General features: G+C 41.3%; 12 protein-coding genes and 1 pseudogene. 9 read left to right on the top strand and 4 right to left on the bottom strand.

Annotated elements, in window-relative coordinates; all coding sequences use genetic code 11:
• Nucleotides 1-22 precede the first annotated feature (22 nt).
• From V9W66_RS10160 to V9W66_RS10170, 3 genes are all read right to left on the bottom strand, one after another.
• Nucleotides 23-841, bottom strand: coding sequence for an ExeA family protein (locus V9W66_RS10160; protein ID WP_439362754.1), 819 nt, complete (start codon nucleotides 839-841; stop codon nucleotides 23-25).
• Complete coding sequence (locus V9W66_RS10165; RefSeq protein WP_439362756.1) at nucleotides 841-2,253, bottom strand: DDE-type integrase/transposase/recombinase; 1,413 nt, start codon at nucleotides 2,251-2,253, stop codon at nucleotides 841-843. The genes V9W66_RS10160 and V9W66_RS10165 overlap by 1 nt, the downstream gene beginning before the upstream one ends.
• Before the next feature lie 74 nt (nucleotides 2,254-2,327).
• Nucleotides 2,328-2,828 carry a DUF6431 domain-containing protein gene (locus V9W66_RS10170; RefSeq protein ID WP_186290064.1) on the bottom strand — a complete coding sequence of 167 codons (501 nt, stop codon included), beginning with the start codon at nucleotides 2,826-2,828 and terminating at the stop codon, nucleotides 2,328-2,330.
• Between the two features lie 261 nt (nucleotides 2,829-3,089).
• Between V9W66_RS10170 and V9W66_RS10175 the strand changes: the two genes are divergently transcribed.
• The 5 genes from V9W66_RS10175 to V9W66_RS10195 all read left to right on the top strand — a co-directional run bounded on the left by V9W66_RS10175 (nucleotide 3,090) and on the right by V9W66_RS10195 (nucleotide 7,475).
• Complete coding sequence (locus V9W66_RS10175) at nucleotides 3,090-3,218, top strand: hypothetical protein (RefSeq protein ID WP_279231859.1); 129 nt, start codon at nucleotides 3,090-3,092, stop codon at nucleotides 3,216-3,218.
• Nucleotides 3,219-3,472: 254 nt separating this feature from the next.
• On the top strand, nucleotides 3,473-3,994 hold the full coding sequence (locus V9W66_RS10180) for a hypothetical protein (protein ID WP_242828381.1): 522 nt from the start codon (nucleotides 3,473-3,475) through the stop codon (nucleotides 3,992-3,994).
• A gap of 52 nt (nucleotides 3,995-4,046) precedes the next feature.
• Nucleotides 4,047-5,300: a DDE-type integrase/transposase/recombinase gene (locus tag V9W66_RS10185; protein ID WP_243121639.1), complete on the top strand. Its 1,254-nt coding sequence runs from the start codon at nucleotides 4,047-4,049 to the stop codon at nucleotides 5,298-5,300.
• 2 nt (nucleotides 5,301-5,302) lie between these two features.
• A complete protein-coding gene (locus tag V9W66_RS10190; protein WP_243125600.1) occupies nucleotides 5,303-6,106 on the top strand; it encodes an ExeA family protein in 804 nt (267 codons plus the stop codon).
• Nucleotides 6,107-6,413: 307 nt separating this feature from the next.
• Complete coding sequence (locus V9W66_RS10195; protein ID WP_144093629.1) at nucleotides 6,414-7,475, top strand: Fic family protein; 1,062 nt, start codon at nucleotides 6,414-6,416, stop codon at nucleotides 7,473-7,475.
• Between the two features lie 930 nt (nucleotides 7,476-8,405).
• Here the strand turns inward: V9W66_RS10195 and V9W66_RS10200 are convergent.
• Nucleotides 8,406-9,644 carry an IS110 family transposase gene (locus V9W66_RS10200; RefSeq protein ID WP_144094729.1) on the bottom strand — a complete coding sequence of 413 codons (1,239 nt, stop codon included), beginning with the start codon at nucleotides 9,642-9,644 and terminating at the stop codon, nucleotides 8,406-8,408.
• Between the two features lie 366 nt (nucleotides 9,645-10,010).
• Here V9W66_RS10200 and V9W66_RS10205 point away from each other — a divergent pair.
• The 4 genes and pseudogenes from V9W66_RS10205 to V9W66_RS10220 all read left to right on the top strand — a co-directional run.
• A pseudogene (locus V9W66_RS10205) lies at nucleotides 10,011-11,072 on the top strand (IS4 family transposase); the annotation flags it as partial.
• 325 nt (nucleotides 11,073-11,397) lie between these two features.
• Nucleotides 11,398-12,369, top strand: coding sequence for a LacI family DNA-binding transcriptional regulator (locus V9W66_RS10210; protein WP_144093525.1), 972 nt, complete (start codon nucleotides 11,398-11,400; stop codon nucleotides 12,367-12,369).
• Between the two features lie 218 nt (nucleotides 12,370-12,587).
• Nucleotides 12,588-13,943 carry an ABC transporter substrate-binding protein gene (locus V9W66_RS10215; RefSeq protein ID WP_243121628.1) on the top strand — a complete coding sequence of 452 codons (1,356 nt, stop codon included), beginning with the start codon at nucleotides 12,588-12,590 and terminating at the stop codon, nucleotides 13,941-13,943.
• A gap of 66 nt (nucleotides 13,944-14,009) precedes the next feature.
• The gene (locus tag V9W66_RS10220; protein WP_144093523.1) at nucleotides 14,010-14,894 is read left to right on the top strand and encodes a carbohydrate ABC transporter permease; all 885 of its coding nucleotides are present in this window, start codon (nucleotides 14,010-14,012) and stop codon (nucleotides 14,892-14,894) included.

Below are 14,894 nucleotides of genomic sequence, written 5' to 3' on the forward strand. Positions count from 1 at the left end.
TGAATACAGGCGGCGATAAGGTTTATGTAGTCATGGTTCTGAGCATTTCATGTTCCACGACATACTTAATCATATAATCATCAATCAGACGTTTCTGGTTTTGAAATGCATACATAAGAGCCTTTTCACAGATCCGATTGATCATGCGCGGAATTCCGGCCGATGCTTTATGGATTTCATCCAATGCCTTGGTTGTAAATACTTCCTGGGCACACCCAGAGTAATCCATATGGCTTGCGATATACTGTTCTGTTTCAGACCTGTCCAGATGTGGCAGGATACAGTACATATCGATACGCTGGCGGATAGCAGCATACCGCTGTAGTTTTAGTTTGTTTTCCCAGAGTTCTGTCTGCCCGACCAGCACAACAGCCATGGGACTCATGGAATCAAATCTGTAGTTAAGCAGGAAGCGGAATTCTTCCAGAGTCTCCTTCTCAATCAGATGTGCTTCATCAAGGATACAGACGACTTTCTTATGCTGCACTCCCCGGATGATCTCGATCTCCTGTTGAAGCTGACGTTTGGAATCACCGCGGTAAAACCGGGCTTCAAGTCCCAACTGATCCAGCAGACCCTTATAAAACCATCGTGGTGTCAGCTTTGAATCCGACAGATAAAGAACGATGTAATCCTCTTTCGGAAGTTCCGAGTAGAATCTGCGGATCAATGTTGATTTACCACATCCAGGGTCAGCCGTTACGACAGCAAACATCTGACGGTCTGCCACATAGGATAACCGTCCAAGGGTCTCGCGAAATGCATTGGATTCATACAGTTTTTCTGGCGGAACATCACGTACAAACGGAGTATGTTCCATACCAAAGAAGGTTTCATACATCAGTCATCCGCCTCCTTCCGGTAGGAAGCAAAGGAAATGGCATCTGCCATCTGCTGTTGGTTCTGTTTATAACGTACCTCCAGTGCATCAAGAAAGCGGGAGGTCGTAGGGGTCTGTTCCTGCATGGAAGCAGGAAGAGTCGGTCTTTTGTCACAATACGAACCGATTTTTAGCGGAGCTGCGGTAAAAGGCTCCGCTCCCTGATAAGAAATGGTGATCTGTTCCGGTGCTGCAGGATCATAAGAAATCTCTACAGTGTGACCAATCAAAGATGGTTTTGTTTCGTAACGCTTCCCACGGAAACTGATGCAGGCTCCCTTGTCGACTTTCCTCTGTTCATGATGGAGAAAGGCTTCAGATACCACGGCTGCATCAAGGAATGTCAGTGGGCGGCTGTCCCGGTTCCATTCCTGAAGCGGTGATATCCCTTCTTCCGGAACAGTAGCTCCAAGGCTTTCGTAGTATTCTGCGATACCAGTATGCTTTTGCTTATGATAGTATTCATCCAGATAGACTGTCCAGAGACGGTTCAGTTCTTCCAGTGTCCTGATATTTTTGAACTTTGATTCACGGATGAAGTCATCTACCACCTGATGGAACTTTTCAATCTTGCCCTTGCTTTTCCCTGAACGTGGTTTGGCATGCATGACATGGATTCCCAGTCTGGCAAGTGAGAACCGGATCTGTTTTGCGATGTACTGACTTCCATTATCAAAGTAACAGGCATCAAAGGTGCCATAGCGGGAAATGGCCTGGTGGAAGGTATCCTCAATGATGGATTCTTCCTGATTATCGTAAAACCGTGAAGAAAGCAGATATCTGGAATGGCCATCAATAGCAGAGGACAGATAGGTCTGTACCTTTGCACCATGTTTCCCAATGGGAAGTTTTGGACCATACTTAATATCACCCTGGATCAGCATCATGCGGTGGGGCTTGCAGAAACGTTTGGAAGAACTGTTTCTGGCCTCCTTGTACATCTGCATCTGTTTCTGACCATAACCAGCCCTGTATATGTGCCGCTCAAGGGTCGATCTTTTCAGAATACCCGGTGCTACAAGACCTTCCGCTTCCAGAATGTAAATGATCTTAGCAACTGACCGTTCCGGGACTTCCTTACGGAGCTGAATCGCCTGTTCCAGAAGAAACGCAAAATTTTTCGGAAGATTCTGTGAACGGTGTTTTTCACGATCAGCTGGTTTAAGACCTGAGAACTGTTTTTCTGCGAATGCTTTTTCATACCGGTAAAGAGTACGGACAGAAATGTGATTCTCATCAGCAATCGTTCTGCGCAGCTGTAAGCGTTTGGCATCATCCAAACCTGTCTGAAGAAGCGGTGAGATCAGCTGGAAACGGTGAAGTGCCTCCTGATCCTGCCACTGTTGTTTTGTAAATGTATCACTTGTACTCATAGTATAGATACCTCCTTTTGAGATCACTATACTATCTGCACGCATGACAAACGAACCAAAGCAGGTGCATAGATCTACCAGAGGATTGACGTTAAAAATCCACCGCTGTTATAAATGAGCCGGAGGATAAGTTCCAGCCAGTTTTGATATCTGTTTCTGATCTTGTTGAGCAGCAAGTCGGAAGTAAACAGGAGTTCCTCTCCCAGATTCAATATCTGATATCCGACTGTCCGTAGGTATCCCTCTATGCGCTGCAGGTTTTCATGAAACCATTGAAGCCAGCGGAGCATGGTGTTGAAGGACGGATAATCCTCAGAATCCAAGTCATCCGGACGGATAACTTCATCCAGAACACCGGCAATCACCTCTGCTTCGTAGTGTTTATAGGGAACAAGACAGTCAGGAAGTTCATTGTGGTAGCTATGACAGTCCTGACATCGAAACCTGCGGATCATCAGACGTTCCTTCGTTCCGCCCTCCTTTTTGCGGATGCGGGGACGGGAATCCCTGTAACGGAGCATTCCCTGACAGACAGGGCATAAATGGGAGTTCTCACTGCTCTCAACAAAAAACACCAATATCCTCCTTGAGGACCAGTGTGTAATCTGATATAATAATCATGGTTTTTGACCATGGTCTCAGAGTACACAACTTTCCAGGTAGGGTGCTCTGGGACCTTTTTCTTTCTGTAAACTAATGACAGTATACAGATCATTCCAGAGACAAGCAAGTAGATCAGCATTATGCTAATTTAAGAAGTCAACAACAATGACCGAAGGAAAAATGCAGAGCTTTTTGAAGAAGCATTTTATGAGAAAAAGAATCTGGATCCACAGATGCATGTACAGCAGGAAAATAATAATGCACCTGTTGCTGATGAAGTCAATCCGGAACTTTTGGCAAAAGTATTGGCTAATCCGGAGATGCGGGCGTTGCTCAATTCACTGGCGAAGACGATGAAGTAATGAAAAATAGTGAAAAAATAGTGTAATTATTATCAGCTACACTATAACAAACCGATTTTTTACTTTTCATGCAAAATAAAAGAGATCCTGGCATAAAGGAATCTGACGTATTTTCCATCAGATTATTTTATCCTGAGACCTCTTGTGTTATCATATGGTTTTGTAACCACGAAATAAAAAGCAGAAACCTCCCCGACCAAAGTTCGATTTCTGCTTTCACCCAAACATAGCTTACGCTACATTCATGCATACCTATGATAACAGTTAATACAGAAAACTACAACCTTATTTCTCAGGATTTTTACAATAAAACAATGGATTCTCTCGATCTGAACCTTATTTCATGTACCTGCGGTCACTCCGGCTGTCTCATCCGCCATGGCTCTTATAAACGCAGTGTCCAGCTTGCTGACAGAATCATCTCCCTTTCTGTTGTTCGTGTGTACTGCAAAGCATGTGGGCATACCCATGCGCTGTTACTTTCATCCATGATCCCGTATTCCCAGATCCCTCTGGTTCTGCACGTCCGTCTGATCCATGCTTATGAGCATGAGACCGGATTCCAAAACATACTGGCAGAACAGTACCTCGTGGATGAAAACAACCTGAAATCCATCATCCGGAACTACCGTTTACATTGGAAGCAACGGTTGCTCTCCATGAGGCTTCACCTCCCCGATATCCCCAGCCTGATTTCAGGATGTTTTTCCCTCTTTTCCAGACAGTTCATGCAGATTAAATCAACCTCCAATAAACTTTTTATCCTGCCAACATAACCTTACACGACAGGTCTGGTTTTATCCCTTATCCTTTAGAAAAAGGAGGCAGATGAAATCTATGAAACAAGAAAAACAACAGGAAATCGCACTGATGCGCTATGGCACCATCGCACCGATTATTGCAGGACTTGATGAACGTTATCCAAGCAAGACCGCTTTTTACACGGAAATTTCTGCAAAAGGACTCATGGGACCCGACGGGAAGCTCCATCATTATGCTCCCGCCACCATTGAAAAATGGTATCTGGACTATCAGAACCATGGTTTTGAAGGTCTCGTCCCGAAAGGGCGCTCAGATGCCGGCATGAGCCGCAAGCTTGACGAAGAACTTCAGGAGAGAATCCGGTATTTCAAGACCAACTATCCACGCATGTCTGCGGCCGCTATTTACAGGCAGCTGAAATCCGATGGCTCTGTAATAAACGGACAGGTATCCGAATCCACCGTCAGCCGCTTTGTGAAACGGCTTCAGTCGGAACTGCGGCAGACACCGAACAAGGATATGCGCCGATATGAACGCCCCCATATCAACGAAGTCTGGTGCGGGGACAGCAGTGTCGGTCCCCGCCTTACAGATTCGGACGGAAAAAAACACCGGGTCTATATCATTGCCCTGATCGATGATGCCAGCCGGTTCATTACCGGGATCGATGTGTTCTACAATGATAACTTTATCAATCTGATGTCCGTTATGAGATCAGCCATAGCAAAGTACGGGCGCCCCAAAGTTTTCAACTTTGACAATGGGAAATCTTATAAGAACAAACAAATGGAACTCCTGGCTGCAAGGATCGGTACAACACTCAGTTACTGCCAGCCATACACTCCTACCGGAAAAGCCAAGATCGAGCGATGGTTCCGGACCATGAAGGATCAGTGGATGGCAGCCCTTGATATGCGGGATTTCCATTCACTGGAAGAACTGAGGGGAAGCCTGCATGCTTTTGTCCAGAGATACAACCAATCCCCCCATTCTTCCCTCCACGGGCTGTCCCCACAGGACCGCTTCTTTTCGGAACCGGAACAGATCCGCAGGCTTTCTGAGGAAGACATCACCCAAAACTTCCTTCTGGAGATTGAACGCCGGGTATCTGCTGACAGTGTGATCGTCATCGACCAGATTGAATACGAAGTTGATTACCGTTTTGCACGGCAGCGCATCCGTCTGCGCTATTCTCCGGATATGAAAGAGATCTTCATCGTGGAATCGGATGGAACACTAACCCCGATCCGACTTCTGAACAAAACGGAAAACGCATTGATAAAAAGAGAAAAAGTACACTTATGTAAAGGAGACGAATGAGCATGGATTATACTGCAAGATACGGATTGGAATTCAATCCTTTCCTGAAAAACTCAAAGGAAGTCCTCGTAGAAACACAGGAGTACAAGGAGGTTCTGTTCCGGCTGGACTACCTGCTTACCACAAAAGGTTTCGGGCTCCTCACCGGAAGCGCCGGAAGGGGAAAGACCACCGCAGTCAGGAACTGGGCTTCGGGACTGAACACTTCCCTTTATAAAGTGATGTATTCCAGTCTTTCCACCCTGACCGTAAATGATTTTTACCGGAACCTTGCCACTGAGCTCGGAGCCCAGCCTGCATTCCGCAAGACCGATAACTTCAAGATCATCCAGGATGAGATCAACCGTCTCGTACTTGAAAAACGACAGACGCCTGTCATTATCATAGATGAAGCGAACTATATCGGAAACGCAGTGCTCAATGACTTAAAAATGCTGTTCAACTTTGAAATGGATTCCAAAGACCGGGCAGTTGTTCTTCTTTCTGGTCTGCCACAGCTCAACAGCACCCTGCGCCTGAGCATCCACGAACCTTTCCGCCAAAGGATTGTCATGAATTATAACCTGGAAGGTATGACAAAAGCAGAAGGACATTCCTATGTTACTGCCAAGCTGAATGGCGCAGGATGCACACAAACGGTATTCGAAGACAATGCACTGGAAGCAATCCTCAATGCAGCGAATGGGACCCCACGTATGATCAACAAACTGTGTAATGCAAGTCTGTTGGTTGGAAACAGCTCAAATTTAAATATCATAACCGCCGATGCCGTCATGCAGGCAATCAATGACTGTGAACTCGGATAGCTTTAGAAACCATCATGTAAGATAATCTGCATGATGGTTTTTTCTCATAAAATAACGTGCCTGAAGCGTCCAAAAATATATGCTTCATCCCATCGTTAGGTGCTCTGAAAGACCCGTTTTAATCTGATGGAAACGGCAGCGTTTAATTTGCCGAATAACAGTGTAATTTTAGTGAAAAAACGATTCATAAAACGATATAATATATGGATGAAATGAGGATATTTATTGTGTATATGGATATTCTATCTCCATCAAATTTATTGAGATCTCCATCATTTGATGATAGAATGATGGAGATAAATCAGAAATGAAGGAGATTCCTATGAGAGACTTTGATTTTATTGTAAGTCCTGCAAAGTTGTTAACACCTGAAATTGTTCAGATGGTTAGCAGCATCCATGAACATAAAGGTAAACAGGAATTATTTCTGGAAGCAAACATAGATAAACTGAAAACACTTCTGGAAGTTGCTTTAATTCAAAGTACGGGAGCATCTAACCGAATTGAAGGTATATTTACAAGTGATAAACGTTTGGAAGAACTGGTAAGTCAGAAAGCAGAGCCACGTAATCGGTCTGAACAGAAAATTGCAGGTTATCGTGAAGTACTTTCCACAATTCACGAAGGCTATGAACATATCAATCCAAGACCGAACATTATTTTGCAGTTACATCGAGATCTGTACTCCTATTCACAGGGGTCTGCAGGCGGAAGTTATAAGAACTCCGATAATGTAATTGCAGAAACAGATGCCGAGGGCCATCAGAAGGCACGTTTTATTCTAGTTCCCGCATTTCAGACTGCTGAAGCGATGGAAGAACTTTGCACTCGCTTCCTTGAAGCATGGGAAGCTGACCGCATTGATAAACTGGTTTTGATTCCCATGTTCATTCTGGACTTTCTGTGCATCCATCCTTTCAATGACGGAAATGGTAGGATGAGCCGTTTGTTCACTTTACTGCTTTTTTATAAGGCGGGATACATCGTTGGAAAATATGTCAGTATGGAAATGCTGATTGAAAAGACAAAAGAAACATATTATGAAGCCCTTCAAGTAAGTTCTACTGGCTGGCATGAGGGCGAAAACAGCTATGAGCCTTTTGTTAAATATTATCTGGGTATCATGCTGAAAGCATACAATGAATTCGAAAGCCGTGTAGAGCATTTGAAGCATCGGAGTCTTTCTAAGCCTGATAGAATTAAAGCGGTTATTGATAACAAGGTTGGTAAAATTACAAAGAAAGAAATCATGGAGCTTTGTCCTGATATAAGCAAAATTACCGTGGAAAGGACTTTGACGAATCTGGTTAAGAGTGGGTATATCGCAAAAGTTGGTGCAGGTCCATCTACTGGTTATGTCCGTGTTTAAAAATATGAAAGCAGCTTATAAATTTGCCAGTCAAAAACGCATGGACAAACCGTCTCGTATGCGGTATATTAATTGTAGACAAGAAAATATCTTGTACTTACGATAGGAAAGTTTAATTGAATACTGTTTACCATAATCGAACGTACGAAGCATGGTGGTCATATAACAGATGTCGATGATAATATCAAGGCATTCCCCGATTATTAGTTGGAGCAAACAATCAGCTAACTTTCAGAGCTTGACAGAGAGTGACAATAGGTTGGAGCTTTCCTAAGACTCTATTGTAGGTTCGATTCCTATAGGAGACGCTACATTTTAGCGGTAATGAAGACAAAATCATTGCCGCTTTTTTCATGCAATTTTATCAATTTCAATGGCAAATTTGTCAGCGAAAAGTGAGTGAAAAATGGATTTTGTCAGCGAAAATGAAATCTTGTTATCAGGATTTATTTTTCAGATTGTCACCAGGAGAGATAAGGCACAATGTAGTATAAGATTTGGGGTGTAAATCAGAGTAAAAATAACACAATTTTCTTGCCTGGTATAAGGCCCGTCGGAAGAGTCCGTTCAGACTAGATAATAACAATCTATTCTGGACGGGCTTTTTTGCGTGAGCAATGGGTCAAGGTCCAAGCTTGCTTGAGACTTTGACGAATGCTGCGACAACGAGCGAGTAATGCGAGTGCGTTCAGGGAAAGGAAGTTGCCTAAGGGAAAAGCGGCATTTGCATATAGGGCATTAACAAAGGAAGTATTACTGACTAAAACTTCCCACACCGATATGTTGTGTTGAACCTTGCTACGAAAATAAAAATCGCAGCCAAGACTTGAACCTTGACAACAAATGTTTTCAACAATTATGAAAGCATCACTATAAAGCAGTCATAATAATGGCTGCCAGCAGTGAAATATGATTTGTACAAAAGATGGATTATACTTGAGCTTCAACCGTATAGCCATGTTTTTCTAATTCTCGTATATAACGGGAAAGTTGTTTTTGCTCACAGTTTTTGCGCCTGACTTCAAAACAGTTTTCATCAAAATTAGTGCCTTGTTTTAGCATTGTATAAATGATAACAAGTAATTTACGAGCAAGAGCGACAATGGCTTTTCTGGCTCCTTTTTTCTGCTTGATTCTCCAATACCAGGCTGAAAGATATGTGTTTCGTTTGCCGGCAATTACCCAGGCAATCTCACAAAGCATACTTTTTATATAAGGATTGCCTTTTGTGATAGAGGTACTTTTTCTTTTTCCGGCACTCTCGTTATTGCCGGGACACAGACCGGCCCATGAACAGATGTGTTCTGCAGTTTTAAATGGTTTCATATCTGTACCGATTTCGGCAATGATTGCACAGGAAGCAGTTGTACTTATTCCATAGATAGTATTTAACTGTTCAATTTGTAAAGCGAATGGAAGCATATCTTCCTGAAGATGAGTTTCAATTTCAATAAGATGCTCTTTCATGGAATCATAATGACACATGAGGATTTTTAAGAAAGATTTTTGATGTTCTGAAAGAGTCCCATTTACAGACATGAGGATTTCATCAATGCGTTTTCTGGTTTTTGTTTTGAGATAAGAATCCAAAGATATTTTATCAATCTGTCCATGTTCCATCAAATGTAGAATAATGTTTCTGCCGGAAGCACCAAAAATATCAGAAATAAAAGAAGACAGACGAAAACCGGAACTCTGCAGGAATTTTTCAACCCTGTTTTTCTGGGAAGTAATATCGCGGATAATACTCTTGCGATAACGGTTTAAATCACGAAATTCACGAATCCTTTTTTCTGGAATAAAACTTGCATTAAGGAGTCCTGCACGTAGTAATGTAGAAATCCATTCAGAATCACGCATATCAGTTTTTTTGCCAGGAACGTTCTTCATATGGCGGGCATTAACAACTAATAAAGTGATATCTCCAGAGAAAGCATCTTCTAATATTTCGTAAATTGGAATCCAATAAATGCCAGTGCTTTCCATTGCAACATGATGGCAATTCTCAGAAATGATCCAGTCTCGTAAAGCAAGCATATCAGGAATTAAAGTGGTAAATTCACGAATTTCAGAGTGAGTAGGTTTACCTAATGGACCAGTTAGGATACATGCAACAATTTTTTCTTTGTGGATATCCAAACCACAGGAAATTTCTAAAAGATCTTTCATACAGACAGCCTCCTTTATAATAGAATTGACAGGAGATTTGCCCGAGATAATATGGACTTTGCTACTCGTGCTATCTGTAAAAGATGCGACAATATGCTGTACTCAAGGGCAAAACATTTACGTTGAAAAACGGGGTGAAAATCCTCCAAGGTACAATCAAACTTAATCCTGTCAATAACTATTGTAAAACAAGGCAGGAAGTAAAAAAAGTAGTGGAGGTCAATCCTCTATTTTCATTATAGGCTGTGATAAGCTTTCATGATTCGTTGAAAATTCAATATTTCAGCCAATAAAAAAGGCATAAATCTAATCCGTTTGGTATAATGGAATTGTCCAGAAACCATCTTTACAAAGGAGATTTATGCCATGTTCAGTATACCACAAAACCATTTCAGTGAGAATGACTTAAGTGATTGTGTTCAGCGATTTTTTTCCAAACATCATGTTGGTAAGCTTCTTGCCAGATGTAATGGAATGAAAGAAAAAGGTATTTCACCTGTTTCTCTGCTTCGTTACAAACTCAGCAACATTTTTGTCGGAAGAAGTATGTATATGCAGCAACGAACCGGCTCTTTTAAGGAAGATTTTTCTAAGAACACTTTTTACCGTTTCCTTAATTCTGCAAAAACAAACTGGCTCCGTTTTACTTCTCTTCTTGCAGCCGACATCGTCAACAATGACATTCGTGATCTGACAAATCAGGAAAGAAAAAATGTCTTCATTATTGATGACAGTCTTTTCAACCGTACCAGCTGTAAGAAAACAGAACTGGGTTCAAAAGTTTTTGACCACACAGATATGCATTTTAAAAAGGGCTTCCGGATGCTTACTTTAAGCTGGAGTGATGGAAATACACTAATTCCTGTGAACAGCTGTCTGTTAGCATCCGCAAAGGACACTAATATCATTGGCCCGGTAAAGGATTTTGATCACAGAACACTTGCAGGAAAAAGACGTAAGCTTGCTCAGACAAAAGCACCAGAGGCAATGATGACATTACTGGATACAGCCCTCAGTACAGGACTGAATGCAGACTATGTCCTGTTTGATTCCTGGTTTTCCAACCCGGCACAGATCACAGCCATTCATTCAAAGTGTATGGATGTGATTGCCATGATTAAGAAAAGCAGCCGGATCAAATATTCGTACTATGGTGAGCAGCTGAATATCAAAGAAATCTATTCCCGGAATAAAAAGCGTCGTGGCAGATCAAAATATCTGCTTTCTGTTGATGTCATGGTAGGAAAGGAAAATCCAATTCCGGCAAAAATCGTATGCGTAAGGAACAAAGCGAACCGCAAAGACTGGCTTGCTTTTATCTGTACAGATACGACTCTTTCAGAGGAAGAAATCATCCGCATTTATGGAAAACGCTGGCAGATTGAGGTTTTCTTCAAAGTGGGCACAGCAGACAGCATGCTGGATATCCGGATAATTCCAGTAGGAAGCCCAGCAGTCATGCATGGCAATCCCTTTGAACTCCGAAAGAACGCCGCATTGCTCCATACCTGCAGTTCCACGCTTGGGACTGATACTGCCTCATCACTCTGATGGATATATTCCTCAGAGTTGCATGGCTCTGAATAGTTACCAAAAAACAGCTGATAAAAAAGAAAAACAAAATAAAAACAGAGAATTACCGGAGAATAAACAGAGAATAATAAATAAAATACGGAGAAAATAAGAAAAAACCATTGACAGATTTTCTGAAAAGGTGTATTGTGAGTATAACAATTCAAAATAGGAGAGAAATATGAGTACTATACAGGATGTGGCTCAGAAAGCCGGAGTATCAGTATCAACTGTATATAAAGTTTTTAGTGACAGTTATAAAACGCGTGATGAAATCAGAGAACGTGTGCTTAAGGCGTGTGATGAACTGAACTATTCGCATCATTCTATAATAAAGAAGCGTAAGCTGTTGGGCATGATGTTTAGTGAAGTTACGAACCCTTTTACCAATACGTTAATGCAGATGATCATTGATGAGCTGGGTGATGAATATGATATTGTCACTTTGTTTAGCAATGAGGATTTGACGAGAGAAAAGCAAAATATAACCTGTCTGGAACAGATGAAGGTTGATGCGCTTATTTTTGCAACATTTTCGAATCAGGAGTATCCGGAAATTAATAAGATGATCAGCGATGGTAAACCGGTAATACAGTTTTTTATGCAGACACATGCGGGAGCAGATGCGATTTTATTTGACGATGAATTAGGTACCTATCAGGCAGTAAAGTATCTTATTCAAAATGGACATAAAGATATCCTGATGTTATACAAATACAGAATAGGATTTCCACAGAGAAGCAATGGATATAGAAAGGCCTTTGAAGAAGCAGGATTAGAAGTGGATGATCGCTATTTATATGATATTCCATATAATGACAGCATCCGTGGAGTAATTCAGAATAAGATTCAGGAATTAAAGCCATCTGCAATTCTTGCGGTAAATGAAATAATTGCAACCTCTACAGTATGCGCTTTAAAGGAAATGAAGTTTATGGTTCCGCAGGACATCAGTCTGATTATATATGATGATCTCCCGTGGGCAGCAGCCTCTAAGTTTACAACGATAGGTCATGCTTTCGATTCGGCAGGATCACTATGCAAAAATATATTAATGGAAATAACAGGTCTTGAGAAGAAACATACTCCAGTCCGGCTTGTGATTGATCCGATGCTTATAGTGAGGGATTCTGTAAGAATTTTAACTAAATAAAATGTAACTACATGAGCAAAGGGAACTGCGCAGCAGTGAGTTTGCGAATGGAGTTCTGAATAGTTACAAAAAATGTGAATTAAGACATTACTCCGGAGGTATGTTTTAATTGCAAAAGAATTATGTACTTTCCAGACAGAGACAGGTATTAGTGAAGGATATGGCATGATTTTGGAGCAAATAGAATTTTAGTCATGAAACAAATGAGAGGGAAAATAATGGTAAAACGTATAATGGGTTTAATCCTGACAGGAACAATGATAATGTCATTACTGGCATGTGGTAAAGCGAATACTGATACTTCGAAGACAACGCAGAGCGACAGCAATAGTAGTATCAGTAGCAGTAGTGAGGGCGATGAGATTACCTTTACGTTTGCAGAGCATGTTGCGGATATTGAAAATCAGGCACCGCAGGTATATGCAGTAGTACAGGAATTTATGAAACAGAATCCTGATATTAAAATCGAAATGACGGGGGCTGCACAGGATGAGCATACCCAGAAAATCAAGCTGGCATCTCAGTCTGACAGCTTGCCGGATCTTTTTTATTCATTAAAGGGCGATGCTGATGCATTAGCTGAGGCGGGAATGCTGGCAGATCTTTCAGAGGATATTCTTAATGATCAAGAATTCGTGGACGGATTTCTGCCCGGTATGCTTTCAGTAATGGAAAAGGATGGAGCTATTTATGGATTGCCTGCAGAGACTTTCTGTAATGGGATCTGGTACAATAAAGCATTGTTTGATCAGTGTGGTCTGGAAATTCCTGTAACCTATGAAGACTTCATGAACTGTGTTAAGGTTTTCAACGAAAATGGAATTGTTCCAATGGCAAGAGGAACAAAGGATGTATGGAGCAGCTGGTCCCTTATGACAATGCATTGCAGGTATGGTTTCTTTGACCATATTGATGGAATCCTTAGTGGAACAGATAAGTGGCTGAATGATGACTATTTACGGTTTTATGAAAAACTGCAGGATATGGCAGGGCGGGGAACATTCCCGGATAATGCTTCTTCAATAGGATACTGGGAAGCTACAGAAATGTTTCTTGGTGGACAGGCAGCAATGTTTGACAGCGGTGCGTGGGATACAAAGAAATTTGATGAAAGTGACCTTAAGGATAGCATTGGTTTCTGGTGGGGACCGACATTTGAAGATGGAGTTGGAAATCAAGAAATTTCCATGAAAGCACCGTCTCACCCATATTGTGTATCAGCCAAGACCCAAAAAGAAGATCCGGAAAAATATCAGGCTATTATTAAATTTTTAAAATTCTATTATGGTCCTGAGGGGACGGAAATTATTGCAGCACAAAATCAGAGTGTGCCGGTTACCCGTTATGAAGGAGAAATTGATGCTGATAAGTACCCGGTGTTTGCAAGAGTGATTGAACGGATGAATGATGATTGGGAAAGTCCGGATACCTGTCCTAATATGAAATTGCCCGGACAATTTGAAACTACATATTTTGAGAGTATGGTTGGTGTTATCAATGGTATTTATACGCCGGAAGAAGCTCTTCAATTTTTAGATGATCAGACGGAAGCGCAGGGTATTATAAATAAGTAATCAACATAAATGCTCTGTCAGAGTCTAAGCATTCTGACAGAGCATTTTTAGTGAGGTGAGAAATTTATGCATTGGTTAAGTAAAAAAACCACAAAAATTATCATGATTATGCCGGCAGTAATTTTGTTCACTGTTTTTTATCTGGCACCTATTTTTATCAGTGTCTATTATAGCTTTACCGATTTCTCTGGAATTGGAGCGGCAAAATTTATCGGTTTTAAAAATTATCAGGTATTGCTGAATGATAAATTCTTTTTTATTGCTTTGAAAAATACTTTTATTATTTTGATTGGTATAACAATTACCATTCTGCCATTGTCATTTATTGTGGCATTACTTCTGGAAAAACCATTTCGGGGAAGTGGAGTTGTGCAGTCCATGATCTTTGCACCAAATGTAATTGCACCAATATTAGTCGGTCTGATCTGGTTGTTTATTCTGGATCCGAAAATGGGGATGATTAATGCAATATTGAGGAGTATCGGACTGAGTGATTATCAACAGCAGTGGATTGGAGGTAAAACCCTGACACCCTATTCGGTTGCCTTTGTATATTTATGGCAGGTGCTTGGTTTTTATACAACTATTAATATGGCCGGCCTGAGAAGTATTCCGGCAGATATTTATGAAGCGGCAGAAATTGATGGTGCGAATTATTTTCAAAGGATACGAAAAATAACCATACCTATGATGAAAAATACAATAGTGATTAACACAATACTGATCATCACAGGTGGATTCAAAATCTTTGAGACCGTAAAGCAGCTTACCAATGGTGGACCGAACCATATGTCAGATGTGTTGGTTACCTATATGTATGATACTACCTTTACTTCATCACGTTACGGATATGGTATGGCGGTTGCTACGGTATCATTTGTCCTGTGTCTGATTTTCTCGATTATTTATCTGGCTAATGTCGGGAAATCATTAGAGCAAAAGGAGGGATAA

This window comes from Blautia massiliensis (ex Durand et al. 2017), assembly GCF_051861785.1.
GTDB classification, from domain to species: domain Bacteria; phylum Bacillota; class Clostridia; order Lachnospirales; family Lachnospiraceae; genus Blautia_A; species Blautia_A luti_A.

Bases quoted from the DNA above. Each gene is read 5' to 3' on its own strand.
- V9W66_RS10160 (WP_439362754.1), bottom strand. From the start codon at position 841: ATGTATGAAACCTTCTTTGGTATGGAACATACTCCGTTTGTACGTGAT.
- V9W66_RS10165 (WP_439362756.1), bottom strand. From the start codon at position 2,253: ATGAGTACAAGTGATACATTTACAAAACAACAGTGGCAGGATCAGGAG.
- V9W66_RS10175 (WP_279231859.1), top strand. From the start codon at position 3,090: ATGCATGTACAGCAGGAAAATAATAATGCACCTGTTGCTGATGAAGTC.
- V9W66_RS10180 (WP_242828381.1), top strand. From the start codon at position 3,473: ATGATAACAGTTAATACAGAAAACTACAACCTTATTTCTCAGGATTTT.
- V9W66_RS10185 (WP_243121639.1), top strand. From the start codon at position 4,047: ATGAAATCTATGAAACAAGAAAAACAACAGGAAATCGCACTGATGCGC.
- V9W66_RS10190 (WP_243125600.1), top strand. From the start codon at position 5,303: ATGGATTATACTGCAAGATACGGATTGGAATTCAATCCTTTCCTGAAA.
- V9W66_RS10195 (WP_144093629.1), top strand. From the start codon at position 6,414: ATGAAGGAGATTCCTATGAGAGACTTTGATTTTATTGTAAGTCCTGCA.
- V9W66_RS10200 (WP_144094729.1), bottom strand. From the start codon at position 9,644: ATGAAAGATCTTTTAGAAATTTCCTGTGGTTTGGATATCCACAAAGAA.
- V9W66_RS10210 (WP_144093525.1), top strand. From the start codon at position 11,398: ATGAGTACTATACAGGATGTGGCTCAGAAAGCCGGAGTATCAGTATCA.
- V9W66_RS10215 (WP_243121628.1), top strand. From the start codon at position 12,588: ATGGTAAAACGTATAATGGGTTTAATCCTGACAGGAACAATGATAATG.
- V9W66_RS10220 (WP_144093523.1), top strand. From the start codon at position 14,010: ATGCATTGGTTAAGTAAAAAAACCACAAAAATTATCATGATTATGCCG.